Here is a 22703-nt window from a genome sequence, read left to right on the forward strand (position 1 = left end):
CGCTCGGCTAGGCCGGGGCTCCGAACAGGTCAATCTGCTTGCTGCCGGGCGCCAGGGTGACGATGGCGCGCTTGGTGCTCTTGCGCGTCCCGTAACCGGACCGGGTGCGCTTGCGCTTGCCCTGCCGATTCGCGGTGTTCACCGATGCGACCTTGACGGCGAAGATCTTCTCGATAGCGATCTTGATCTGCGTCTTGTTCGAGTCGGGGTGCACCACGAAGGTGTACACGTTGTTGTCCAGCAACCCGTAGGACTTCTCGGAGATGACCGGCGCCAGGATGATGTCGCGGGGGTCAGCGATGGTTGCCATCAGGCCGAAACCTCCTCGGAAGCTGAAGATGCCGCGTTGGCGGTGTTGGCTGAGATATAGGCGTTCAAGGCCTCGACACTGAACACCACGTCGTCGGCGCGCAACACGTCGTAGGTGTTGAGCTGGTCCGGCGGCAGGATGTGCACACCGGGCAGGTTGCGCACGCTCTTCACACCGGCCTCGTCGCTACGGCCGACGACCACCAGGACCTGCTTGCGCTCGGTCAGGGTGGCCAGGAAAGCCTTGGCGCTCTTCGTCGAAGGGGTCTGCCCCTCCACCAGCTCGGTGACCGCGTGGATGCGCCCGTTGCGGGCCCGGTCGGACAGCGCCCCGCGCAACGCGGCGGCGATCATCTTCTTGGGCGTGCGCTGGCTGTAGTCGCGCGGCTTCGGGCCGTGCACCACGCCACCGCCGGTGAACTGGGGAGCGCGGGTCGAACCCTGCCGGGCGCGACCGGTTCCCTTCTGCCGGTAAGGCTTGCGGCCACCGCCACTGACGTCACCGCGGGTCTTGGTGGAGTGCGTGCCCTGGCGTGCCGCGGCGCGCTGCGCCGTGACCACCTGGTGCATCAGTGCGATGTTGGCCGGCGCGTCGAACAGCTCCGCGGGCAGCTCGACAGAGCCGTCAACCTTGCCCGCCGGCGTCTTCACGTCAATTTTCACGCTTTTGGAATCTTGTGCGGCCATTACTTCTCACCTCGTTTGATCGCGGTGCGGACCACGACGAGTCCACCGGTGCGGCCGGGAACCGCGCCCTTGATCAACAGCACGCCGTTGGCGGCGTCGACCTTGTGCACCACCAGGTTCTGCACGGTCACCCGGTCGTTACCCATCCGGCCCGACATCCGGGTGCCCTTGAACACCCGTGCCGGAGTGGCACATCCGCCGATGGAACCCGGGCGGCGGTGCACCGCCTGGGCGCCGTGGCTGGCGCCCTGCCCGCGGAAGCCGTGCCGCTTCATGGTTCCCGCGAAGCCTTTGCCCTTGGAAGTGCCGGTGACGTCGACGTAGGCGCCGTCGGCGAAGATCTCCGCCGTCAGCTCCTGGCCGACCTCGTACTCGGCCGCCGCCTCCGCGTCGTCCAGCCGCAACTCGGCCAGGTGCCGGCGAGGGTTGACTCCCGCCGCCGCGTACTGACCGGTGACCGGCTTGTTGACCTTGCGTGGGCTGATTTCGCCGTAAGCCAGTTGCACGGCGCTGTATCCGTCCCGCTCCGGGGTACGCACGCGGGTCACCACGTTCGGCCCGGCCTTGACGACGGTCACCGGCACGACTCTGTTGTTCTCGTCGAATACCTGCGTCATGCCCAGCTTGGTACCCAGAATGCCTTTTCTTGCCATTGCTGCCCAAGCTCCTACTGGATGTTGACGTCGACGCTGGCCGGAAGATCGATGCGCATCAATGCGTCAACGGTCTTCGGCGTCGGGTCGAGGATGTCGATCAGACGCTTGTGTGTACGCATCTCGAAGTGCTCCCGCGAGTCCTTGTACTTATGCGGAGAGCGGATGACGCAGTACACGTTCTTTTCCGTCGGCAGCGGCACCGGTCCCACGACGCTGGCTCCGGTACGGACGACGGTCTCGACGATCTTGCGCGCCGACGCGTCAATAGCCTCATGGTCGTAGGCCTTGAGCCTGATGCGGATCTTTTGTCCCGCCACGCTTCTCCTACCTCTTCTCCCACACTGTGAGCCCGTCACCGGACTTCAGTCGTTCTTCGACCCCAGTGCCCCCCGGCGCGCGGACCGACCCCCTGACGGAGGCCGATCGAGCGTTGCGCCGGATACTGCGCCGCTGTTTACCTGTCGTGGTTCAACCGCTCCCCGCGCTCGGGTGTGTCACCCGCACGCAGCCTCGTAGGCGACCGAAATAGTCGCGCTCCAAGGTTGGGACCGGACGCGCCCTGCTGGGCGCTGGTCGTATGCCCGGCCAGGACGAACCTGGCGCAAGGCAACCTGAACAGTATGCCCCAGATCAGCGCCTGGGCCAAATCCCGGGTGCTGACCACGGGCGGTCCGCGCCCGACGGTCCCCGAACGTCGTGCACAGCGACCCTACCAGGGCTTTTAGCGGGTCTTAGGCCAGCACCGAGACCAGCGTTGACCGGCCGACGTAGGCTCCCAGGCCGTGATGGGTCCCAATCCGGGAGAACCAGACGCGGCGCAACCCATGATCGACTGGATCAACGGGGCGCCGCCGGCCGAACTGGCCGCCGAACTCATGTCCGCCTTCGGACCCGACGTGCCCAGGCGCGTTCCGGTCCTGGCGTTGTCCGACTTCAGCGACTGGATGTTCCGGGGCTTTCCGCAGCGACGGGGTCTGATCGTGCCGGCGCGTCCGGTGCAGGAGTCGTTACTGGAAGCCATTCAGCTGTTGCAGCATTCCGAACTGGCGTACGTGCGCTGGATCGTCGACAACGAGTTCCGGTGGAGCGCTACCCGGCTGGGCCTGACAACGCTCGAGGAGGGCAAGGCCGCGGTTCGGCAGCGGATCAAGGACCGGACCGGTCTTTGAGCGTCCGTGCCCGACGGGACTGGACCTCGAGGAAGCCGTCGACGGCGGCGCGCGCCGTTTCCCGATAGTCGAAGTCCGGCAGTGTGCTCAACCGCCCAAGCACCAGGGGGCCGATCAACAGCGCGATCGCGCTCGAGCGGTCCACCTCACCTAATTCGAGGCCCGACTCGGCGGCTTGCGGGCCGTCGAACAGCGCGTCGAAGGGCGCCGCGTACTGCTGGGCGATGCGCTCGCGCAGGCCGGAGATCGCGCTCTGGGCGGCCGGCGAGCCGCTCGGTTCGGGTAGCCCCTGCAGGTCCGGGCCCAGCGCCAGCCACGCCATCGCGGTCAGCACCGCGGGTGCTTCGGCGATCACCTCGGCCTGGGCCAGCACCAGCGCCAGCAGCCGTTCGCGCAACGGCCCGTCGGCCGCCGGCATCGGCGCGGGCGGTATCAGACTGCTGAATGTTGCTGCCAGCAAATCGTTTCCGCTCGGAAAGTGACGATAGAGGGTGGCCCTGGCGACATTGGCGGCGCGGGTGACCGCGTCGACGGTGACTGCGCTGGGACCGCCGCTGCGCAACAGCGAGGCGGCGGCCTCCAGTAAACGAGCCCGCGAGCGCGCCGGACGGGGGTCCCGGTAACTCCCCTCGCTGATTGTGATGCACCTCCCTGTTTAGAAACGAGATTAACCGTCTACCTACGAGACCATTAGTCTCGGTCACTACTTCGCCACCGAGAGGGGGCGCCAACCATGGTCCAGACATTAATCCGGCCTGAGGAGCGCGGGAACCGCGCAGACCACAGCACCCGGGCGCAGCGCTGGACGCTGACCGTGGCGTGCCTGGGGGTGTCGCTGGTGGTCGCATCGATGACAGCGCTGAACACCGCGCTCGGCGACATCGCGGTCGCCACTTCGGCGACGCAGACCCAACTCACGTGGATCGTCGACGGATACACCGTGGCGCTGGCCTGCCTGCTGCTACCCGCGGGCGCCGTCGGTGACCGGTACGGGCGCCGCGGCGCGCTGCTCACCGGGCTGGTCGTCTTTTCGCTGGCCTCGGTCGCGCCGGCGCTGCTGCACTCGCCTGCCCAGATCATCGCGGGACGCGCGCTGGCCGGTACCGGCGCCGCGTTCGTGATGCCCGCGACACTGTCGCTGCTGACCGTGGCATATCCGAAAGAGCAGCGAATGCGGGCCGTTGGCATCTGGGCGGGCACCGCGGGGTCCGGCGGAGTGATCGGCATGCTCGGTTCCGGCCTGCTGCTTCGGTTTTGGGACTGGCACGCCATCTTCTGGTCATTGGGCGCGGCTGGTCTGGCGATCTTCGCGATGGCGTGCACCATCTCGCCGTCCCGCGACCACGACGCTCCCCGCGTCGACTGGTGGGGCGCGGTGCTGATCGCCGCGGCGGTCGCCATCGGCGTGTTCGCGATCCTGCAGGCACCGACGCGGGGCTGGGACGACATCCAGGTGTGGGGCGGGCTCGTGCTGGGCGCGATCATCGCCGGGCTGTTCGCGGCGTTCGAATTCCGCAGGAAGCAACCACTTCTGGACGTGCGACTGTTCGCCGACCCCAGTTTCGCGACGGGCGTGGCAACCATCGTGGTGCTGTTCGGCGGAACGTTCGGCTTCTTTTTTCTCGCCATGCAGTACGTCCAGCAGATCATGGGCTACTCACCCATGATGACGGCGGTGGCCCTCGGTCCGTTCATGGTGCCGCTCGGCATCTGCTCGGCCCTGTCATGGTGGTACGTGCCGAAGCTGGGACTGCGGCTGGTGCTGTTTCTGGGCACCCTGCTGATGGCGGTGGGCTTCCTGTGCATGCTCGTACTGGACCTGCACTCGTCCTACCTCCACTTCGCCTGGCCGACCCTGATCCTCAGCACCGGCATCGGTATCTGCACCGCGCCGACCACCTCGGCGATCATGGCCGCCGTCCCGGACGAGAAACAGGGCGTCGCATCTGCGGTAAACGACACCGCACGCGAACTGGGGGGCGCCCTGGGGATCGCGGTGGCGGGTTCCATCCTTGCCGGGAGCTACAGTGACGAACTCCGGCCGAGGCTGACAGGGTTCCCGGAGCCGGTGCGCGGCCCCGCGTCCGACTCGCTGGCCAAGGCCGTTGAAATTTCGGAAAAGCTTGGCCCGCAAGGTGATCAGCTGGCGACACTGAGTCAGACGGCCTTTCTGCACGCCATGCATGCGTCGACGATCGCGATGGCCGTGATCGTCGCCGTGGCCGCGGTGCTGATCGGGTTCTGGGCTCCCGGGCGCGACGGGCGCCAGCTGCGCCCGGTCCGCCGCATCCGGGGCCGCCACATAACGGTCGGATCGCATTGAGCCAAAACGCCGCGCGCGCCCCCTTGGCGGGGCTACCATCCGAAGCGGGGGAAGGTTCGTAACGGGCGTCGGACACGATCCATGTTTGGCTGGGGGGCCGCATGTCGTACGTAATTGCTGCGCCGGAGTACGTGGCTGCCGCAGCTACGGATCTGGCGAATATCGGCTCCGCGATCAGCGATGCCAACGCCGCGGCCGCGATTCCGACAACCGGGGCCGTCATCCCGGCCGGTGCGGACGCGGTGTCAACGGAGATCGCGGCCCTGTTCGGCGCCCATGCCGAGGCATTCCAGGCGATCAGCGCACAGGCGGCGGCCTTCCACGACCAGTTCGTGCAGTTGATGAATCTGGGTTCGCAGTCCTATGCCGTCACCGAGGCGGCGAACGTGTCGAGCATTCAGTCCGACGTCGCGAATATGCCGCAACAGACGCTGGGGCCCGGGGTGTTGACCCAGAGTGCCTACGCGGCGCCGGCGGCAGCCGCGGCGGCACAGACGATGGCTGTCGGTTCGGCGGCGGTAGCCGGACCGGTGGGCTCGGCGATGGCTCCGGCGGTGACGCCGGTGGGATCGGTGGGGTCGGCGGTCGCGGCGGCGTCGGTTGGGTCGGCGGGATCGGCGACCCGCCAACCTGCGCTACAGGTGAGGGCCGCGGAGCCCGTCGAGATCGAGGAGACGACAGCCGTCTCCGCATTACCGGCTCCGCTGGCGGCGCGGGCGGTACCGGCAGCGGCGATCGCCGGCGCCCCGACGGCGCGGGTGGAATCTTCCGGCGAAGCGGCGCCGGCCGCGAGCTGATCGTTCACTGAACGAATTCGGCCGCACGGTGGCCGGCCATGACGATGGTGGCGTGCGGTCCGCGACTGGGGACCACCGGCAGGATGGATCCGTCTATCACCCAGAGGTTTTCGAATCCGAGAACACGACACCTGTTGTCCACCACCGCATCAGGGTCACCGTCAACACCCATCGGGGCGCTGCCGCACAGATGTTGTGATGTCGACCAGGACGCGGGACCTGTTGTGTTGGGACAGAACTCACGGGCCAACTCACTTCCCGCGCGCAGGTCCGCGAGGTCTTCCGGCTCGCTGTCGTAATGATGCTCGATTCGCGGCGGCGTGCCCGGGTCTGCTGCCACCAGAGAGATGCGCCCCCGGGAACGTGGCCGCATCAGTGCCACGCCGAGGTGCGGCCAATCACTGTGCCCGGCAACGCCGTCGCCGGTCATGGCTATGAAACCGCCCGTGTAGGGCCGGATTTCGATCCCTTCTGCGGTGCTCAGCGCCACTTCCAGCACCGGATGGTCCGGTGCGACCGCCCAGTCGGTCGGTATCACCAACTCCGGATGATCGCTACAGCGCAACCCGACCGGCAGCGCCGCAACGACTTTGACGCCGGCGGCGCGCAGCATCTCCGGCTCGCCCACACCGGACAGCATCAGCAGATGCGCCGATCGAATTGTCCCGCAGCACAGAATAATTCGATCCGCCGTCAGATCCCGGGCACCATCCGGCCCGATGGCGTCCACGCCCACCGCGCTGGCGCCGGTGATGCGCAGGCGCACCGCCCGGGTGCGGTCCAGTAGCGTCAGGTTCGGTCGTTGCAGCGCGGGTAACAGAAAGGCGGCTCCGGAGCCGGTGCGCACGCCCTCGACGATGTTGAGCGGCACCGCCCCCACACCCGCGGGCAGCTCGGGTCCGACATCGTTGAGGTCGGCGACCCACCCGAATCCCGCCCGTTCGCTTGCGGCGACGAAAGTCTCGGTCACGCCGGTCAGATCGCGGGTGCGACGCACCGGGATCGGACCCGCGTCTCCGTGGGCGGGGGTGGCGAAGTCCAGATCCGTCTCGATGGCCCGGAAGTGGTCCAGCACGTCGGCCCACGCCCAGCCGGGTATCGCCATGCGGTCGAAGTCGCCGGGCAACCCCCGGCAGAAATAGCCGCCGTTGACGGCGCCGGAACCGCCGACCGTGGTCCCCCGCACCAGCGACGCCTGCCGCGCCGGATGGTCGGTGAGCGTCGTCGCATAGCGCTCGGCCAACGGGCTGCCCGCACCGATGGGCAGCTGCAGTCCGTTGCGGGTCCGCGCCAGCAGCTGGGCATCGATGAGTCCGGGACCTGCCTCCAGCACCGTCACACTGCAACTTGGATCGGCGGAAAGGCGTTCGGCAACAACCGAACCGGCGCTTCCGGCACCGACGATCAGCACATCGCTGTGCCGGGCGGCTGCAGACAAGGCGGCCGTTACGTCCGGATCTGTGGCTTGAGTGCGCCGATGTTGCGTTCGCGTATCACCCCGTACCAGAGTCCGATCCCATAGGCCAGGTCGTCGATCCGCTTGAGCAGCAGGAAGGTCAGCAACCCGATCGGCTCGGCGTCCTCCCCGACGGCGTCCCGGCGGCGCAACCAGTCCGCCACCCCGTCGACGATCGCCGCGACCACCACGACGTGCCGGAAGTGCCGCGACAGCATCGCCGCCAGCAGAGCCACCGGCCAGTAGTGTCGGCAGATAGCCGATGCCAGCTGCAGCGCCGCCGACCACAGTCCGCGGGTGGCGATCACGGCCACATCCCAGAGCGAGGTCTCGACGGACGTGTCGGCGCCGCGCAGGGCATTGGCGATCCGGCGGCCGGTGAGCACGGCGATGACGATCGAAGCCAGTTGCGCAAGACCGGTGCCGAGCGACATCAGAATCCAGGCCGCCAGCGCCCAGCCGGAAATGACCACCGGCGCGGTCTTGTCGGGGTGTCGCACCGACAAGGGCGCCGCCGAACCCCCGTAAAACGCCTTGCGCGCGATCCAGTCCCGCAACTCGGTCCGGTGGTCGTGGGCGACCAACGCAATCGGTTCGTACCGCAACCGGGCGCCGGCTTCCACCAGTCGCCAGCACAGGTCGACGTCCTCGCCGGAATGCATCGTCTCGTCGAAGCCACCGACGGCCCGGATCGCCGACGTGCGGCACACGATCGCCGCGCTGGGCACGTAGGACACCGCGCTGTGCGGCAGCACCGGCGCTTCCCGCAGACCCAGATCCAGTGACGAGTGCACCGCTTCGTAGCGGGCGATCACGTTCTCGTCCTGCCCCAGGCCGACGATCCGCGGCGCCACCAGTGCGACCGTCGGGTCGCAGAAGTGTCCCAGCAAAGCTTCGAGCCAGCCGCGGCGTGGCGCCACGTCGGAGTCCAGGAACGCGACGAAGTCGGTGGTGCAGGCCGCCAGGCCGGTGTTTCGAGCGGCCGCCGGACCCTTGTTGCGAACGTGGTGCAGCACTTCGATGTCGCAGTGCGAGCCGGCGAAATCCTCCAGTTCGATGGGCGTCGAGGATCCGTCGTCCACCACGATGACCCGCAGCCCGCGCAGCGACGTCACCAACCGTCGTACACCGGTTATGTTGTCCCGCACCGGGATAACGACGGTGACGTCCCGGTGGGACGGGCCCGTCGCGGGGCGCGGGTGAGCGACCGTGGCGTCGAGCAGGGTGCGCGCCAGCTGCGCGCTGACCTCGTCGCGGACCTTGAGGCGGCCGTCGCAGAGCATGCTCTGCGCGGCGGGCGCCAACCGCAGCAGCCGAGTCGGCGAACCACCCAGCAGGGCCTTGCCGTCGCCGAGCACCCGCACCCGGCGATCGACCTGCACGGCAAATCCATTCGGCAGCCGGGTCACCGGCGCGGTCACGTCAGCATCCCGTCGGCACCGGGAGTCCACCGGCCGATGCGCCGGACACAGTCGTCCACCATCTCGCTGAAGATCCGGCTTCCCGCGTCGGCGGTGGCCGTGGTCGGATCTCCGAGAACCCCGATCGGACTGACGGCCGCCACCCCGCCTCGTCGCATCGACGGCAGCAACTCGCGCAGCGGCGCGTCGTTGCCGGCGAGCATGCGGTCGGTGCGCACGACGTCCGGTGAGATGTGGAGCAGCACGGATGTTTCGGTATGGCCGGCATGCGCATCGCCACCGGCGCTGGCGCACGGGCACCATGCGGCGTCGCGGCCCTCGGCACGGAGCCGGCCGATCGCACTCTTCAACGCGCTCACGTTGCCGCCGTGGCCGTTGACGAAGACCAGCCGCTGCGCCCAGCAGGCGGCCGATCGCCCGTACTCCACCAACAGCGTGGTCAAGGCATCAGTGCCGATCGAGATCGTTCCGTCGAAACTCTGGTGCTCACCGCTGGCACCGTAAGCGATCGCCGGCGCCACGAGCCAGTCGAGCCGCTCGCCCAGGGCGCGGGCGACCGCCGTGGCGATTCGGGTGTCGGTGTCCAAAGGCAGGTGTGGACCATGTTGTTCGGTAGCCCCTAGGGGAATCGTTATTGACGGCGGCGCGGATATTGAGAGTTGGCTCGACGTCGAATCCCCCAGTTCGCCGTGTACAGGCACCCGCCGATGGTAAGACGAATTCACCTGGCGTGCACCAATTGTTGCCCTATCTATCGAATTTTTTTTCCGTGGTGTTGATCGATAGAGAAAAACGCTGCTCGTCCGCCACGACTGCCCCGCCAGTATCAGATTCCGGCAAATGGCCGTTCCCGAACCGCCCACTGTGTGGTACGGCCCGGCGCACCGAAATGCCCGTTTCGCAATGCGGCCAGACGGTGCGCGATTCGGCCAGCCGGCGCGTGCTCAGCGCGCTCCCAGCTCCCTGGTGAAGCCGGGCGGTATCAATATGTCATCCGCAGTGAGGTCATGAATGGACGAATGCCCGAGACCCATCAGCGCCGAGTCGATTCCACCGCGCAGAATGTCCAGCACGTTCTCGACGCCGGCTTGGCCCGCCGCCGCCAGCCCCCACAGGTACGCCCGTCCGATCATCACCGCACGCGCCCCCAGCGAAACCGCCTTCACCACGTCACTCCCCCGCCGGATGCCCCCGTCGAGCAGGACCTCCACCTGGTCGCCGACGGCCTGCGCCACCGCGGGCAGCGCGCGGATCGACGCGGGTGTGCCGTCCAGGTTGTTGCCGCCGTGGTTGGACACCGAGATCGCCGAAACCCCCGCATCCACCGCCCTTTTGGCGTCGTCGACGCGCATCACGCCCTTGAGCATGAACGGTCCGCCCCACAGTTCCCGCAGCCAGGCGATGTCCTCCCAGGTAGGCGGCGGTGTGCCCATCCATTCGCCGTACGCGGAGAAGAACGGCGGGCCGGGCTCGCCGCGGCGGCCCTGATTGGGGACTCGCAGGTCTGGCGGCCGCATCGTCTTGCCGAACTTCCACAGCCAGCGCGGCTTGGTGATCGCCTCCGGCGACAGCTTCAGGATGTTCTTCAGGTTCATCTCTTCGGGGATCTTGGGGCTGCCCCAGTCGCGTCCGTGCGAGAACGTCCAGTCGGTGGTGACGATCAATCCGACCGCACCTGCCGCCCGCGCCCGCTCGGCACGTTCGGCGATCGCGTCCCGCCCGCCGAGCCAGTAGATCTGGAAGAAGATCTTGGGGTTGGCGGCGATGACCTCCTCGATCGGCTTGCTGGCGAATGAGGACAGACCCATTGCCGTGCCGCGGGCGGCGGCGGCACGTGCGACGGCGACCTCGCCGTCGGGGTCGACCGCCTGCACGCCGGTCGGTGAAATAAGCACCGGCATCGAAATTTCCTGGCCCATAACCGTGGTCGAGAGGTCGCGTTTCGCGCTGGCACCGATGACGTGCGGCGCGAATCCGAGTTCGCTGAATGCCGCCACATTGTCGGCCACCGTCACGCCTTTTTCGCTGGCCGAGATAAGCGACGAATAGACGGATTTCGGCAGCCGCCGCTTAGCGCGTTGCTGGGCAATGGCGACTGTTTCAAACCATTGGTCGGCCATGGTTATACGGGACTTTCATTGCACAGCCGCGACGGCGGCCTCATGGACAGGGTCAACGGCACCGGCGTGGTGATCCGCTTACCGCGGGAGTGGTCGACGCGCGGCCTCGGCGTCTGGCGCTCGGATTCCAGCGCCGGCGCCCCGTGGCCCTGTACGCACTCGGGATCGGGGCCGTCCATCGGCAGGCCGGTGAAGAATTTCGCCGCCATGCAGCCGCCCCGGCAGCTGTCGTAGTGCCCGCAACTGCCGCAGGCTCCGGCGGACTGTGGCTCACGCAGTTCGCGGAACAGTGGCGCGTTCTTCCAGACATTGGAAAAGCCGAGGCCGAAACCGCTATCCGTCAAAACGTTTCCGGCCAGGAAGCGGTCATGGATGGCGAAGGGGCAGGCGTACACGTCGCCCACCGGGTCGATCAGGCACACCACCCGGCCGGCCCCGCACATGTTCAGCCCGGCCAGCGCGCCCGGCGACCCCAGCGGCGCCAGGTGGAAGAAGGAGTCTCCGGTCAGCACGCCCTCGCCCTTGGCCACCAGCCAGTCGTACAACTGCACCTGCTGGGCAGAGGTGGGGTGCAGGTCCTCCCAGACGTCGGCGCCGCGCCCCGAAGGGCGCAGCCTGGTGATGCGCAGCGTGGCACCGTAACGGCTTGCCAACGCGGCGAATTCGTCGAGCTGATCCACATTGTGCCGGGTCACCACGACCGAGATCTTGGCGTCGCGGAAACCCGCGGCAGCCAGGTTTTCCAGCGCCCGCACCGCCATGGCGAACGACCCGGGCCCACGAACGGCGTCGTTGACTTCGGCGGTGGCGCCGTCCAGCGATATCTGGACATCCACGTAGTCGCTGGCGGCCAGCCGGGCCGCCACCTCGGGCGTGATGCGCACGCCGTTGGTGGAGAACTTCACCCCGACATGGTGTTCGGTCGCGTAGTCCACCAATTCCCAGAAGTCCGGCCGCACAGTGGGTTCGCCGCCGCCGATGTTCACGTAGAACACCTGCATGCGTTCCAGCTCGTCGATGATGTCCTTGCACTGGCGGGTGGACAGCTCACCCGGATCACGTTTGCCCGACGACGACAGGCAGTGCACACACGCCAGGTTGCAGGCGTAGGTCAGCTCCCAGGTCAGGCAGATCGGCGCGTCGAGCCCGTGCTCGAACTGCTCGATCAGTGCGGGGACTCTGGCTGCGGTGCTCATCGTTCCTCCCGGGGGACCAGCATGGTGGAGCGGGCCAGCACACCCAGCGCGTGCAGATAGGGGCCCTGGTCGGGGTCGTCGACGCCGGCGGCCCGGCAAGCGGACCGGACGTCAGGGTGCTCGCCCAGTGACTTCACCACCGTCAGAATGGTGCGGTTCTTCAGGAACGAGAGTTTGCGGGTGCCGAAGTGATACAGCAGCGCCCCAAAGGGTTCCGGCCGGATCGCCACCTGCGGATGCAGGCGCCAGGCGATGTCCGGGTCGAACTGCGCGGTCTCGGAGGCCGGCGCGGGCGCGGCCACCGTCAGTAGACCCCGCACATGCCGTCGATGGAAACCTCTTCCACCAGGGTCTCGGTGACGAGCTCGGTCTCAGTCTGGTTTTCGTTGTCCATGGCGGTTGCCTTTCATTGCAGGGACTCGACAATGATGGGTGGTGCTGGTCACAATCACACGACCGTGGCCAGAATATGGCATCGAGTGCCGAAATGGAAGGGCGGGTCTGATGCTGCCGGAGTCGCGGGTGGGCAGGCGCCGCTCGACGACGCCGCTGCACATCACCGACGTCGCGATCGACCTGTTCGCCGCGCGCGGGTTCGCCGAGGTCAGCGTCGACGACGTCGCCCATGCCGCCGGCATCGCGCGCCGGACCCTGTTCCGCTACTACTCCTCCAAGAACGCCATCCCGTGGGGCGACTTCGACGCCCACCTCGAGCAGTTGCAGGAACTGCTGGACCGCGTCGATCCACGGGTGCCGTTGCGGGAGGCGCTGCGCGGGGCGCTGCTCGCGTTCAACACCTTCGACGAATGCGAGTCGGTCCGGCATCGCCAGCGCATGCGCGTCATCCTGGAAACTGCTGAGCTGCAGGCATATTCGATGACGATGTACGCGGGTTGGCGGGAGGTGATCGCGGGCTTCGTGGCCCGCAGGTCGGGCGGCAAGACGACCGACCTGATGCCGCAGACCGTCGCATGGACCATGCTCGGGGTCGCGCTGAGTGCCTACGAGTACTGGCTCGGCGACGAGTCGGTCTCGCTGCCCGAGGCGCTCGGGAATGCGTTCGACGTCGTCGGGGCCGCCCTGGACTCCCTCGAGTGAGCGATATCGACCATTTGTTGCACACCCTGCGGTCACAGGGCCGGTTCTGCGCGCGATCCGGATCGGCGATGTATGGCGAGCTCTTCGAACTGGTGGCCGGCGATGTGGAAAGCGGCGGAGTCTTCGCGGCCATCCTCGCCGGCCAGGAGGAGGCGTCCTCGGGTCAGGCGGTGCCGCTGCGGTTACTCGGCGGGCTGCACCGGATGGTGCTCGACGGGCGGGCGGCGCGCCTGCGCCGCTGGTATCCCAGCGCGGGTGGCAGCTGGGACGCGCAGCGCGCCTGGCCCGAGATCCTGCGCGTCGCCGACGAACAGCCCGACGCGCTGCGGGCGGCACTGCGCTCGCCGCCGCAGACCAACGAGGTCGGCCGGTCGGCGGCACTGATCGGTGGCCTACTGCACCTCGACAGCGAATTCCCTTTCCCGATACGGCTTTTCGAGATCGGCAGCAGCGCCGGGCTGAACCTGCGCGCCGACCGGTACCACTACCGCTACGCCGGCAATCAGTGGGGACCGCCCGATTCGCCGGTGGTGATCGACGACGCCTGGCACGGTCAACTCCCCCCGGGTGGCAGGCTGCGCATCACCGAACGGTACGGATACGACATCGCGCCCATCGATGTGACCGAACCCGACGGGGAACTCACCGTGCTCAGCTATGTGTGGCCGGACCAGCAGGCCAGATTGACCCGGGTGCGCGGCGCCATCGTGGTGGCCCGCGAGGTACCGGCGCAGTTGGAGCGCCGGTCGGCCGCGGATGCGGTCGCCGGCCTCGCCCTGACCGAAGGAGCGCTGACCGTGCTGTGGCATTCGATCACCTGGCAGTACCTCTCCGCCGACGAACGCGCGACGGTGCGCGCCGGGATCGACAGCCTGGCCGCGCAGGCGGACGCGCGGAAACCGTTCGCGCACCTGACTCTCGAGCCGGCACGCGAGGGACCGGACGGCGCGTTGAAGTTCCTGGTGCGGGCCACGGCCTGGCCCGGCGGCGAGGATCGCGTGCTGGCCGAATGCCACGCCCACGGCGCGCCGGTGCACTGGCAATGACACCGGCGGAAAGTTTTTCCGATTACCCCGTCGGAATTCGGGCCGCCACAACGACGTCAAGGGTGTGAGCGCCCAACCGCACCGCCAGCGCGACGCCGCGAGCGCGCTGCTGGAGCTGTACGACGAAGCGCTACCGGTGGTCTACGGCTACTTCGTGCGCCGCTGCGGCGACCGGGGGACGGCGGAGGATCTGACGTCGGAGACGTTTCTGGCCGGGATGGATGCGGTGCGGCGCACCGATCCGCCGCCGATCGCCATGCCCTGGCTGATGGGAGTGGCGCGGCACAAACTGGCCGACCATTACCGGCGCCGGCGTGACCCGGTGCCGGTGGCCGATCCGCCGGAGCCGGTCGACCCACCCGACGACTGGGATGCCGAGCTGGACCGGTTGGTCGCCGAGAGCGTGCTGGAACGACTGAGCGACTCACACCGCGCGGTGCTGGTGCTGCGCTACATGGACGACTGCAGCGTCGGTGAGTGCGCTGCACTGCTCGGCCGGACCGTGCACGCCACCGAGGCGCTGCTGGTTCGCGCCAAGAAAGCGTTCCGCAAGGAGTATCCGGAAGGGGGCACGGCATGAGTCTGCGCGAACCGCTCAACGTGCTGCACATCGAAGACCTTCCGGTGCAACCCGATCCGGGCTTCGCCGCGCGGTTGCGGGCGCGGCTGGAGTCCGCATTGTCACTACCCGAAGGAGTTGTCATGAGTGGCCTCAGCGCAACCATTTCCGAACTCTCCGAACAGCCCGCCGCCGCCCCCCGCCCGGCCGCGCTCCCCTATCTGTCCGTGCGGGACGCGCGTGCCGCGATCGACTGGTACGCCGCGGCGTTCGACGCAGTGCTGGCCGGTGAGCCAATCGTGATGGACGACGGCCGAATTGGGCATGCCGAGCTCGAGATCGGAACCGGAGTGCTGTATCTGGCCGACGAGTACCCCGAGTTGGGCTTACGGGGCCCGCAGCCGGGTGCCGTGTCGGTCAGCCTGATGCTGCATGTCGCCGATACCGATGCCGCGTTGCGGCGGGCTCGTGAGCACGGTGCGACGGTGCAGCGCGAAATCTATGAGGGGCACGGCGCGCGCAACGCGACCATCGTCGACCCGTTCGGTCACCGCTGGATGCTCAGCGGCCCGGTGGCGACCCCGATCGCCGGAATCAGGCAGGGCGACCTGGGTTACATCTCGCTGCATGTTCCTGACATCGGCCGCGCCGCTGACTTTTACGCACACGTACTGGGGTGGACCGTCGACGCGGCGTCGCATCGGGTGACCAGCACCGACCTGCCCACCGACATCCGAGCCGGTGAGCCGGGTATGTTCTGCGGCTACGCCGTCGCCGACCTGGCCGAGGCGCGCGCGGCGATCACCGCGGCCGGCGGGTCGGTCGGTGAGACTCGGCGCAGCGAGCACGGCATCACGCTGGAAGCCACCGATCCGCAAGGTGCGCCGTTCGCGTTGTTCGAACCGGCAGCGGGCCGGGAACGTCCGCAGCTCAACGGATCTGGTCCCGGCGAGCTGGCCTACGTGACCTACGACGTGACGGAGTCCGCGGGCTTCCGGGACTTCTACGGGCGGGTGCTGGGGTGGACGTTCGAACCTGGCCGCGTCGCCGACGGGTGGCAGGTGCGCGACGCTCACCCGATGTCGGGCGCCGCCGGCGGGAGCCCGCGCCGCACCACGGTGCCGATGTGGACCGTCGACGACATCGACGCCGCGGTGGCCCGGGTCCGCGATGCCGGCGGCACCGTGCTGGACGAGCCGTCCCGCCAGCCGTACGGACTGTCCGCCGAGTGCACCGACGACCAGGGCTCGCGCTTCTACCTGGGGCAGTTCTAGCCGTCCAGCATCTCCGAAATCGGAACGGCTGCTGCGACTTTGGCGCGCACCTTCATGACCTTGCCGGGCAGCCCGCCGCCGACCACACCCACCAGGGCGCCGTCGCGTTCGTAGTACGCCAGGAACTTGCGCCCGTCGTCCTCGACGATGTGCACGGTGTCGGTGGCCTCGGGTTCGCCCAGGCACTGGATCTTGACGTCGTACTGATCGCTCCAGAAATACGGGACGACGACCGTCGACGGCACCTCGCGGCCCAGCATCGCGGGCACCACCACCCGGGTCTGGTCGGCCACGTTGCTCCAATGCTCCACGCGCACTTGGTGTCCCGCGGCATCGCGCCAGGAAGCGACATCACCGAGCGCCCAGACGTGCGGGGCGCTGGTGCGGCCGGACTCGTCGCAGACGACACCGTTATCGACCTCGATGCCGCTGCCGTCGAGCCAGTCGGTGGCCGGATGCGAGCCGATTCCGACCACAACGAGGTCGGCGGGAACCTCCGTGCCGTCGGTGAGCACCACCGTGTCGACATGCCCCTGCCCGCGGACCTCGGCCACCCCGATGCCGGTGCGCACGTCGACACCTTCGTCGCGGTGCAGCCGGGTGACCAGCGCACCGATCTGCTCGCCCAGCACCGATGCCAACGGCGTCGGCTGCGGTTCCACCAGGACCACGTCGACGCCGAGACCACGCAGGCTGGCCGCGACCTCACAGCCGATGAATCCCGCGCCGACCACCACCGCCTTCTTGGCCGAGGACGCGTGGCTGCGCAGCGCCATGCATTCGTCGAACGACCGCAACACCCGAATGCCGTCCAGGTCGGGCAGGCTCGGGATCCGGCGCGGCACCAGCCCGGTGGCGATGACGAGTTCGTCGTAGCCCAGCGAGGTGCCGTCGGCCAGCGTCACCGTCCGCGCCGCGGTGTCGATGCCGGTCGCCGCCTGACCCAGGCGAAGGGTGATGTCCTTCTCGTCGTACCAGTCGCGCGGTTTGAGAGCGGTGTCGTCGATCTCGCTGCGCAGCACCTCCTTGGACAGCGGCGGCCTGTCGTAGGGCAGGTGCACCTCGTCGCTGACGATGGTGATGGGGCCGGCGTACTCCGCACGACGCAGTTGCTCGGCGGTCCGGGCGGCTGCCAGCCCGCCGCCGACGATCACGATTCCGTGTGTGCTCACGTGGAGTTCATAGCACGGTAGACAATCAGTACTTCAACGCGCCCTTGTCGACCGGGATCTGGGTGCCGGACAGGGTGCCGGAGCCGTCACCGGCCAGCCAGACGACGACGTCGGACACCTCGTCGGGTGACATAAATCCCTTGTACTGCATGGGCATTGGCGGGAAGGCGTGCACAAACCTCGGATGTTTGGCGAACACCTGCATCATCGCTTCCGGCTCGATCATCGGAGTGTCGACGGAGTAGGGGTGGATCGAGTTGACCCGGATGCCGTATTCGCCCAGTTCCAGCGCCAGGGTGTTGGTCAGCGCGGTCAGGCCGAACTTGCTGGCCGCGTAGTGGCCGTTGCCGGGCGTCGCCTTCAGGCCGGCCGCGGAGCTGACCACGACGATGGAGCCGCCGTTGCCGGCTTCGATCATCGCCGGGATGGTGGCCCGCAGGGTGCGCCAGGTGCCGGTCAGGTTCACCCCGATGACGGTGTCCCACTGCTCGTCGGTGAGTTCCCAGACCCGGCCCCAGCCCAGTACGCCCGCATTGGCGACGACGATGTCGAGCCGGCCGAACTGCTCGACCCCGTCGGACACCAACTGCCGCACCGCGCCGTCGTCGCGCACGTCGACCTCGCGGGCCAGCACCTTGCGCCCCTCGGCCTCCACCGCGCGGACGGTCTCGGCCAGATCCTCCGGCGTGGCCGGCGGGTAGGTCAGGGTGTCCGAGACCGGTCCGCAGATGTCGGACGCGATGATGTCGGCGCCTTCTCGGGCGAGCCGGATCGCGTGGGAACGTCCCTGGGCCCGCGCGGCTCCGGTGATGAAAGCCACCCGTCCATGAAGTGAATCAGCCACTGGTCCCCTTTCGCCGCTTGCCAGGCTAGCAGCGAAACTGAAACGTGTTCTAGTTAGGTGCCTCGATCGGCGCCAGGGTGCCGCGAATGGAACCACACCGCGAGATCTCGCGCCAGAATTCGCAGGCAGGTTCCGTTCGTGGACAACCGAGGCGTGCTCAGATCTCGGAGATGATCTGCGCCCGCCGGCTCGCGTACTCCTGGTCGTTCACCACGCCGCTGGCCTTCAGCGATTCCAGCTCCTGCAGCCGGTCGGCGATCGAGCCCTGTGCCTGGGGCTGGGCGGTCTGACCCGCCTGCTGCTGGCCGGCACGGCGCACCACCGCGTGCAGCTGCTGACGGAGAGCCGGATTGGAACGCACATCGACGATGCGGTTGAGCGGGATGTTGTTGGCCTTGAGCAGCTGCAGGATCTCCATCAGCGGCCCGGCCTGGCCACTGAGGTCGTAGGTCCGGTTGTCCTCCTCGACGGTGAACTGCGCGGGCACCAGGCCGTTCACCAAAGCGCTTCGCTCCCAATCAATCCGGTACTCGTTCGTGGTGGGGTCGACCAGGACGACGAGCTTGCGGGCCGTCAGGTTGCCCAGCCGCGTCACGCTCGCGATCACGCGGTCTTCACTGTCGAAGGGCGCGATCCCAGGTCCGGATACGTGCAGGTGCACCTTGACCACCGGCTGCTCGTTGATCCGGGTACCCGTCTCGCTCAGACCGGTGATCTGCGCCAGCGCGAGCACTCCGGTCTGCTCGAGCGCCTCGTTCTTGGCGGCCGTGTTGACGCTCCAGTACGTCAGCCCGATCGCGATCAGCACGTCGGCGACGGTGATGAGCAGACCGACGTAGAACATCCACGACAGCAGCTGACCGAAGCCGAGGGTGAAGTAGACGACCAGGAAGATCGGTCCGACCAGGCCGCCGCACAACAGCACCAGCAGCTGCATCTTGATGTACCGCGCGAGCATGTGCTTTCTCCTCACTCTGCTCGGGTCGGGTGCCCGAGGATGTCAGATTAGCGCTCGCACGGCCTTTACCGATCACAAGTTAGCCCGCCCAGCAGACGTAACAGCCCCCGAAAACCGAGGTTTTCGGGGGCTGTTACGTCTTGTCGCGCGGTGAACGCTACTTGATGATCTTGGTGACCCGGCCGGCGCCGACGGTGCGGCCACCTTCACGGATCGCGAACCGCAGACCGTCATCCATCGCGACGGGCTGGATCAGCTTCACCGAGATGTTGGTGTTGTCACCGGGCATCACCATTTCGGTGCCCTCCGGCAACGTCACCACGCCGGTCACGTCCGTGGTGCGGAAGTAGAACTGCGGACGGTAGTTGTTGAAGAACGGGGTGTGCCGACCGCCCTCGTCCTTGGACAGGATGTAGACCTGGCCCTCGAACTCGGTGTGCGGGGTGGTGGTGCCGGGCTTGATCACGACCTGGCCGCGCTCGACGTCCTCACGCTTGACACCACGCAGCAGCAGACCGACGTTGTCACCGGCCTGACCCTGGTCGAGCAGCTTGCGGAACATCTCCACACCGGTGACCGTGGTCTTGGTGCTGGTCGGCTTGATGCCGACGATCTCGACTTCCTCGTTCACGTTGACCACGCCGCGCTCCACACGACCGGTGACGACGGTGCCACGACCGGTAATGGTGAAGACGTCCTCGACGGGCATCAGGAACGGCTTGTCGGTGTCGCGCACCGGGTCCGGGATCGACTCGTCGACCGCGTCCATCAAGTCCTCGACCGACTTGACCCAGGTCGCGTCGCCCTCGAGCGCCTTCAGCGCCGAGACCCGCACGACGGGGGCTTCCTCGTCGAAGTCCTGGGCGGCCAGCAGCTCGCGGACCTCCAGCTCGACGAGCTCGAGCAGCTCCTCGTCGTCGACCGCGTCGGACTTGTTCAGCGCCACGAGGATGTAGGGCACACCCACCTGACGGGCGAGCAGCACGTGCTCACGCGTCTGCGGCATCGGGCCGTCCGTCGCGGCGACCACCAGGATCGCGCCGTCCATCTGGGCGGCACCGGTGATCATGTTCTTGATGTAGTCGGCGTGGCCGGGGGCGTCGACGTGCGCGTAGTGACGCTTCTCGGTCTGGTACTCGACGTGCGCGATGTTGATCGTGATACCGCGCTGACGCTCCTCAGGCGCGTTGTCGATCTGGTCGAACGCCTTGGACTCGTTCAGGTCCGGGTACTTGTCGTGCAGGACCTTGGTGATAGCCGCGGTCAGGGTGGTCTTGCCGTGGTCAACGTGACCGATGGTCCCGATGTTGACGTGGGGCTTGGTCCGCTGGAACTTCGCCTTCGCCACTTTGGTGTCCTCCTGGACTGTTGGTGCTTAAAAAAGCAGTGTTGATTTTTCTGGGTTTTGCCGCGGTGCTAACCGCGTCAGCTTACTAGTCGGGGTTTCCGCTTATTCGCCGGTTGCCTTGGCGATGATTTCCTTCGACACGTTCGCCGGAACTTCGGCGTAGGAGTCGAACACCATGGAGTAGTTCGCCCGGCCTTGCGTCTTGGACCGTAGGTCGCCGACATAGCCGAACATCTCCGACAACGGCACGTGCGCCTTGACGACACGCGCCCCTGCCCGCTCCTCCATGGCCTGGATCTGGCCACGGCGGGAGTTCAGGTCGCCGATCACATCACCCATGTAGTCCTCGGGTGTGGTGACCTCGACGGCCATGATCGGTTCCAGGATCACCGGCTGTGCTTGCGCCGCAGCCTTTTTCAGCACCTGGGAACCGGCGATCTTGAACGCCATCTCCGACGAGTCCACCTCGTGGAAGGCGCCGTCGAGCAGCGTGACTTTCAGGTTCACCAGCGGGTAGCCGGCCAGCACGCCGTACTGCATGGCGTCCTGGGCGCCGGCGTCGACCGACGGGATGTACTCCCGGGGGATGCGCCCACCGGTGACCTTGCTCTCGAACTCGTAAGTCGCACCGTCTTCGCTGGTGAACGGTTCGATGCTGATCAGCACCTTCGCGAACTGGCCCGATCCACCGGTCTGCTTCTTGTGGGTGAACTCGACCTTGTCAACCGTCCGCTTGATGGTCTCCTTATAGGCGACCTGCGGCTTGCCGACGTTCGCTTCCACCTTGAACTCGCGGCGCATGCGGTCCACCAGGATGTCCAGGTGCAACTCGCCCATGCCGCCGATCACGGTCTGACCGGTTTCGGCGTCTTGGTGAACCTTGAACGTCGGGTCTTCCTCGGCGAGCTTCTGGATCGACAGGCTCAGCTTCTCCTGGTCGCTCTTGGTCTTCGGCTCGATGGCCACCTCGATGACCGGGTCCGGGAACGTCATCGACTCGAGCACGATCTGGTTGTTCGGGTCGGACAGCGTGTCGCCGGTGGTGGTGTCCTTCAGGCCGATCACCGCGTAGATGTGACCCGCTGACGCGGTCTCCACCGGGTTCTCCTTGTTGGAGTGCATCTGGAACAGCTTGCCCAGACGCTCCTTCTTGCCCTTGGTGGCGTTGATGACCTGGCTGCCCGAGTCGACCTTGCCCGAGTACACCCGGACGTAGGTGAGCTTGCCGAAGAACGGGTGCGTCGCCACCTTGAACGCCAGCGCGGAGAACGGCTCGTCGGTCGACGGCTTGCGCACGATCTCCTCGTCCTCTTTGCCTGGCGGGTGCCCGATGGCCGGGGGCACGTCCAGCGGCGAGGGGAGGTAGTCGATGACGGCATCCAGCATCGGCTGTACGCCCTTGTTCTTGAACGCGCTGCCGCACAGCACCGGGTACGCCTCGGAGGTGGTGGTGAGCTTGCGGATCGCGCCCTTGATCTCGGCGACCGTGAGCTCTTCCCCACCGAGGTACTTCTCCAGCAACTCCTCGTCGGTCTCAGCGACGGCCTCGAGCAGCTTGGTGCGGTACTCCTGGGCCTTATCGGCCAGCTCCGCCGGGATGTCGATGGTGTCGTAGGTCTCGCCCAGCTTGGTTTCGCCGCGCCACACCTTGGCCTTCATCTCGACCAGGTCGACGACTCCCTCGAAGTCCCCTTCGGAGCCGACCGGCAGCTGGATCGGAATGACGTTGGCGCCGAGGCGCTCCTCCATGGTGCGCACGGAGAAGTAGAAGTCCGCGCCGATCTTGTCCATCTTGTTGACGAAGCAGATGCGCGGTACGTCGTACTTGTCGGCCTGGCGCCAGACCTGCTCGGACTGGGGCTCGACGCCCTCCTTGCCGTCGAACACCGCGACCGCGCCGTCCAGGACGCGCAGCGAGCGCTCCACCTCGACGGTGAAGTCGACGTGGCCGGGGGTGTCGATGATGTTGATCTGGTTGTCGTTCCAGAAACAGGTGGTTGCCGCGGAGGTGATGGTGATCCCGCGCTCCTGCTCCTGCTCCATCCAGTCCATCGTGGCCGCGCCGTCGTGCACCTCACCGATCTTGTAGCTGATGCCGGTGTAGTACAGGATGCGCTCGGTCGTCGTGGTCTTGCCGGCGTCGATGTGCGCCATGATGCCGATGTTGCGGACCTTCGTGAGGTCGGTCAGCACGTCCTTCTGTGCCACAGAAGTCTTCCCACTCTTTCGTTGCTCAGTTAACTATCGGATGCGCCAGCGCTCACCCTGAT

At 67.3% G+C, this 22703-nt stretch carries 24 protein-coding genes; 7 read left to right on the forward strand and 17 right to left on the reverse strand.

Annotation, left to right across the window (positions count from 1 at the left end; all coding sequences use genetic code 11):
• Nucleotides 1–7: 7 nt before the first annotated feature.
• From rplW to rpsJ, 4 genes are read right to left on the reverse strand one after another with little or no spacing between them, the layout of a single operon-like run.
• Nucleotides 8–310, reverse strand: a complete 303-nt coding sequence (rplW, locus tag ACNQS7_RS14650; protein WP_055576365.1) for a 50S ribosomal protein L23 — start codon at nucleotides 308–310, stop codon at nucleotides 8–10.
• A complete protein-coding gene (rplD, locus tag ACNQS7_RS14655) occupies nucleotides 310–996 on the reverse strand; it encodes a 50S ribosomal protein L4 (RefSeq protein ID WP_418013091.1) in 687 nt (228 codons plus the stop codon). Before rplD ends, rplW begins: the two co-directional genes overlap by 1 nt.
• Nucleotides 996–1649, reverse strand: coding sequence for a 50S ribosomal protein L3 (gene rplC, locus ACNQS7_RS14660; protein ID WP_306242241.1), 654 nt, complete (start codon nucleotides 1647–1649; stop codon nucleotides 996–998). The genes rplD and rplC overlap by 1 nt, the downstream gene beginning before the upstream one ends.
• A gap of 14 nt (nucleotides 1650–1663) precedes the next feature.
• A complete protein-coding gene (gene rpsJ / locus ACNQS7_RS14665) occupies nucleotides 1664–1969 on the reverse strand; it encodes a 30S ribosomal protein S10 (RefSeq protein ID WP_003873519.1) in 306 nt (101 codons plus the stop codon).
• A gap of 465 nt (nucleotides 1970–2434) precedes the next feature.
• Here rpsJ and ACNQS7_RS14670 point away from each other — a divergent pair, with 465 nt between their 5' ends.
• On the forward strand, nucleotides 2435–2821 hold the full coding sequence (locus ACNQS7_RS14670; protein WP_418013092.1) for a hypothetical protein: 387 nt from the start codon (nucleotides 2435–2437) through the stop codon (nucleotides 2819–2821).
• Here the strand turns inward: ACNQS7_RS14670 and ACNQS7_RS14675 are convergent.
• A complete protein-coding gene (locus ACNQS7_RS14675; protein ID WP_418015998.1) occupies nucleotides 2799–3464 on the reverse strand; it encodes a TetR/AcrR family transcriptional regulator in 666 nt (221 codons plus the stop codon). The genes ACNQS7_RS14670 and ACNQS7_RS14675 overlap by 23 nt on opposite strands.
• 90 nt (nucleotides 3465–3554) lie before the next feature.
• Between ACNQS7_RS14675 and ACNQS7_RS14680 the strand changes: the two genes are divergently transcribed.
• Both ACNQS7_RS14680 and ACNQS7_RS14685 read left to right on the forward strand, forming a co-directional pair.
• Nucleotides 3555–5144, forward strand: coding sequence for an MFS transporter (locus tag ACNQS7_RS14680; RefSeq protein ID WP_418013093.1), 1590 nt, complete (start codon nucleotides 3555–3557; stop codon nucleotides 5142–5144).
• A gap of 101 nt (nucleotides 5145–5245) precedes the next feature.
• Nucleotides 5246–5941, forward strand: a complete 696-nt coding sequence (locus ACNQS7_RS14685) for a PE family protein (RefSeq protein WP_418013094.1) — start codon at nucleotides 5246–5248, stop codon at nucleotides 5939–5941.
• Between the two features lie 4 nt (nucleotides 5942–5945).
• On the opposite strand, the gene mftG is transcribed toward ACNQS7_RS14685, so the two are convergent.
• The 7 genes from mftG to mftA all read right to left on the reverse strand — a co-directional run bounded on the left by mftG (nucleotide 5946) and on the right by mftA (nucleotide 12528).
• On the reverse strand, nucleotides 5946–7379 hold the full coding sequence (gene mftG, locus ACNQS7_RS14690) for a mycofactocin system GMC family oxidoreductase MftG (protein WP_418013095.1): 1434 nt from the start codon (nucleotides 7377–7379) through the stop codon (nucleotides 5946–5948).
• Between the two features lie 8 nt (nucleotides 7380–7387).
• Nucleotides 7388–8818, reverse strand: coding sequence for a mycofactocin biosynthesis glycosyltransferase MftF (mftF, locus tag ACNQS7_RS14695; protein ID WP_418013096.1), 1431 nt, complete (start codon nucleotides 8816–8818; stop codon nucleotides 7388–7390).
• A complete protein-coding gene (gene mftE / locus ACNQS7_RS14700) occupies nucleotides 8815–9543 on the reverse strand; it encodes a mycofactocin biosynthesis peptidyl-dipeptidase MftE (RefSeq protein WP_418013097.1) in 729 nt (242 codons plus the stop codon). Before mftE ends, mftF begins: the two co-directional genes overlap by 4 nt.
• Before the next feature lie 219 nt (nucleotides 9544–9762).
• Nucleotides 9763–10938 (reverse strand): pre-mycofactocin synthase MftD, encoded by a 1176-nt coding sequence (gene mftD / locus ACNQS7_RS14705; protein ID WP_418013098.1) that lies wholly within the window; start codon nucleotides 10936–10938, stop codon nucleotides 9763–9765.
• Nucleotides 10939–10940: 2 nt separating this feature from the next.
• A complete protein-coding gene (gene mftC, locus ACNQS7_RS14710) occupies nucleotides 10941–12134 on the reverse strand; it encodes a mycofactocin radical SAM maturase (RefSeq protein WP_418013099.1) in 1194 nt (397 codons plus the stop codon).
• Entirely contained in the window at nucleotides 12131–12454 is a 324-nt protein-coding gene (mftB, locus tag ACNQS7_RS14715; RefSeq protein ID WP_418013100.1) for a mycofactocin biosynthesis chaperone MftB, read from the reverse strand. The genes mftC and mftB overlap by 4 nt, the downstream gene beginning before the upstream one ends.
• On the reverse strand, nucleotides 12439–12528 hold the full coding sequence (gene mftA / locus ACNQS7_RS14720) for a mycofactocin precursor MftA (protein WP_036352637.1): 90 nt from the start codon (nucleotides 12526–12528) through the stop codon (nucleotides 12439–12441). Before mftA ends, mftB begins: the two co-directional genes overlap by 16 nt.
• Nucleotides 12529–12638: 110 nt before the next feature.
• On the opposite strand from mftA, the gene mftR reads away from it, so the two are divergent.
• The 4 genes from mftR to ACNQS7_RS14740 all read left to right on the forward strand — a co-directional run bounded on the left by mftR (nucleotide 12639) and on the right by ACNQS7_RS14740 (nucleotide 16111).
• Nucleotides 12639–13232, forward strand: a complete 594-nt coding sequence (mftR, locus tag ACNQS7_RS14725; protein ID WP_156452624.1) for a mycofactocin system transcriptional regulator — start codon at nucleotides 12639–12641, stop codon at nucleotides 13230–13232.
• Nucleotides 13229–14278 carry a DUF2332 domain-containing protein gene (locus ACNQS7_RS14730; protein WP_418013101.1) on the forward strand — a complete coding sequence of 350 codons (1050 nt, stop codon included), beginning with the start codon at nucleotides 13229–13231 and terminating at the stop codon, nucleotides 14276–14278. Before mftR ends, ACNQS7_RS14730 begins: the two co-directional genes overlap by 4 nt.
• Before the next feature lie 64 nt (nucleotides 14279–14342).
• Nucleotides 14343–14858: an RNA polymerase sigma factor gene (locus ACNQS7_RS14735; RefSeq protein WP_055578877.1), complete on the forward strand. Its 516-nt coding sequence runs from the start codon at nucleotides 14343–14345 to the stop codon at nucleotides 14856–14858.
• Nucleotides 14855–16111, forward strand: a complete 1257-nt coding sequence (locus ACNQS7_RS14740; RefSeq protein ID WP_418013102.1) for a VOC family protein — start codon at nucleotides 14855–14857, stop codon at nucleotides 16109–16111. Before ACNQS7_RS14735 ends, ACNQS7_RS14740 begins: the two co-directional genes overlap by 4 nt.
• Here the strand turns inward: ACNQS7_RS14740 and ACNQS7_RS14745 are convergent.
• From ACNQS7_RS14745 to fusA, 5 genes are all read right to left on the reverse strand, one after another.
• Nucleotides 16108–17283 carry an NAD(P)/FAD-dependent oxidoreductase gene (locus ACNQS7_RS14745; protein ID WP_418013103.1) on the reverse strand — a complete coding sequence of 392 codons (1176 nt, stop codon included), beginning with the start codon at nucleotides 17281–17283 and terminating at the stop codon, nucleotides 16108–16110. The two genes, ACNQS7_RS14740 and ACNQS7_RS14745, sit on opposite strands and share 4 nt — an antisense overlap.
• Before the next feature lie 25 nt (nucleotides 17284–17308).
• A complete protein-coding gene (locus ACNQS7_RS14750; RefSeq protein ID WP_418013104.1) occupies nucleotides 17309–18127 on the reverse strand; it encodes a mycofactocin-coupled SDR family oxidoreductase in 819 nt (272 codons plus the stop codon).
• Nucleotides 18128–18284: 157 nt separating this feature from the next.
• Entirely contained in the window at nucleotides 18285–19085 is an 801-nt protein-coding gene (locus ACNQS7_RS14755) for an SHOCT domain-containing protein (RefSeq protein ID WP_310781813.1), read from the reverse strand.
• A 157-nt stretch (nucleotides 19086–19242) separates the two neighbouring features.
• Nucleotides 19243–20433 carry an elongation factor Tu gene (tuf, locus tag ACNQS7_RS14760; RefSeq protein ID WP_055578873.1) on the reverse strand — a complete coding sequence of 397 codons (1191 nt, stop codon included), beginning with the start codon at nucleotides 20431–20433 and terminating at the stop codon, nucleotides 19243–19245.
• Between the two features lie 102 nt (nucleotides 20434–20535).
• The gene (gene fusA, locus ACNQS7_RS14765; RefSeq protein WP_310781810.1) at nucleotides 20536–22641 is read right to left on the reverse strand and encodes an elongation factor G; all 2106 of its coding nucleotides are present in this window, start codon (nucleotides 22639–22641) and stop codon (nucleotides 20536–20538) included.
• Nucleotides 22642–22703: the final 62 nt, after the last annotated feature.

Origin of the sequence: Mycobacterium sp. 23 (genome assembly GCF_048287075.1) — a bacterium.
GTDB lineage: Bacteria > Actinomycetota > Actinomycetes > Mycobacteriales > Mycobacteriaceae > Mycobacterium > Mycobacterium gordonae_B.

What these genes read in the sequence shown, in the direction of transcription:
- rplW (WP_055576365.1), bottom strand. Translation starts at nt 310, where the DNA reads ATGGCAACCATCGCTGACCCCCGCGACATCATCCTGGCGCCGGTCATC.
- rplD (WP_418013091.1), bottom strand. Translation starts at nt 996, where the DNA reads ATGGCCGCACAAGATTCCAAAAGCGTGAAAATTGACGTGAAGACGCCG.
- rplC (WP_306242241.1), bottom strand. Translation starts at nt 1,649, where the DNA reads ATGGCAAGAAAAGGCATTCTGGGTACCAAGCTGGGCATGACGCAGGTA.
- ACNQS7_RS14680 (WP_418013093.1), top strand. Translation starts at nt 3,555, where the DNA reads ATGGTCCAGACATTAATCCGGCCTGAGGAGCGCGGGAACCGCGCAGAC.
- ACNQS7_RS14685 (WP_418013094.1), top strand. Translation starts at nt 5,246, where the DNA reads ATGTCGTACGTAATTGCTGCGCCGGAGTACGTGGCTGCCGCAGCTACG.
- mftD (WP_418013098.1), bottom strand. Translation starts at nt 10,938, where the DNA reads ATGGCCGACCAATGGTTTGAAACAGTCGCCATTGCCCAGCAACGCGCT.
- mftC (WP_418013099.1), bottom strand. Translation starts at nt 12,134, where the DNA reads ATGAGCACCGCAGCCAGAGTCCCCGCACTGATCGAGCAGTTCGAGCAC.
- mftA (WP_036352637.1), bottom strand. Translation starts at nt 12,528, where the DNA reads ATGGACAACGAAAACCAGACTGAGACCGAGCTCGTCACCGAGACCCTG.
- mftR (WP_156452624.1), top strand. Translation starts at nt 12,639, where the DNA reads ATGCTGCCGGAGTCGCGGGTGGGCAGGCGCCGCTCGACGACGCCGCTG.
- ACNQS7_RS14740 (WP_418013102.1), top strand. Translation starts at nt 14,855, where the DNA reads ATGAGTCTGCGCGAACCGCTCAACGTGCTGCACATCGAAGACCTTCCG.
- ACNQS7_RS14755 (WP_310781813.1), bottom strand. Translation starts at nt 19,085, where the DNA reads ATGCTCGCGCGGTACATCAAGATGCAGCTGCTGGTGCTGTTGTGCGGC.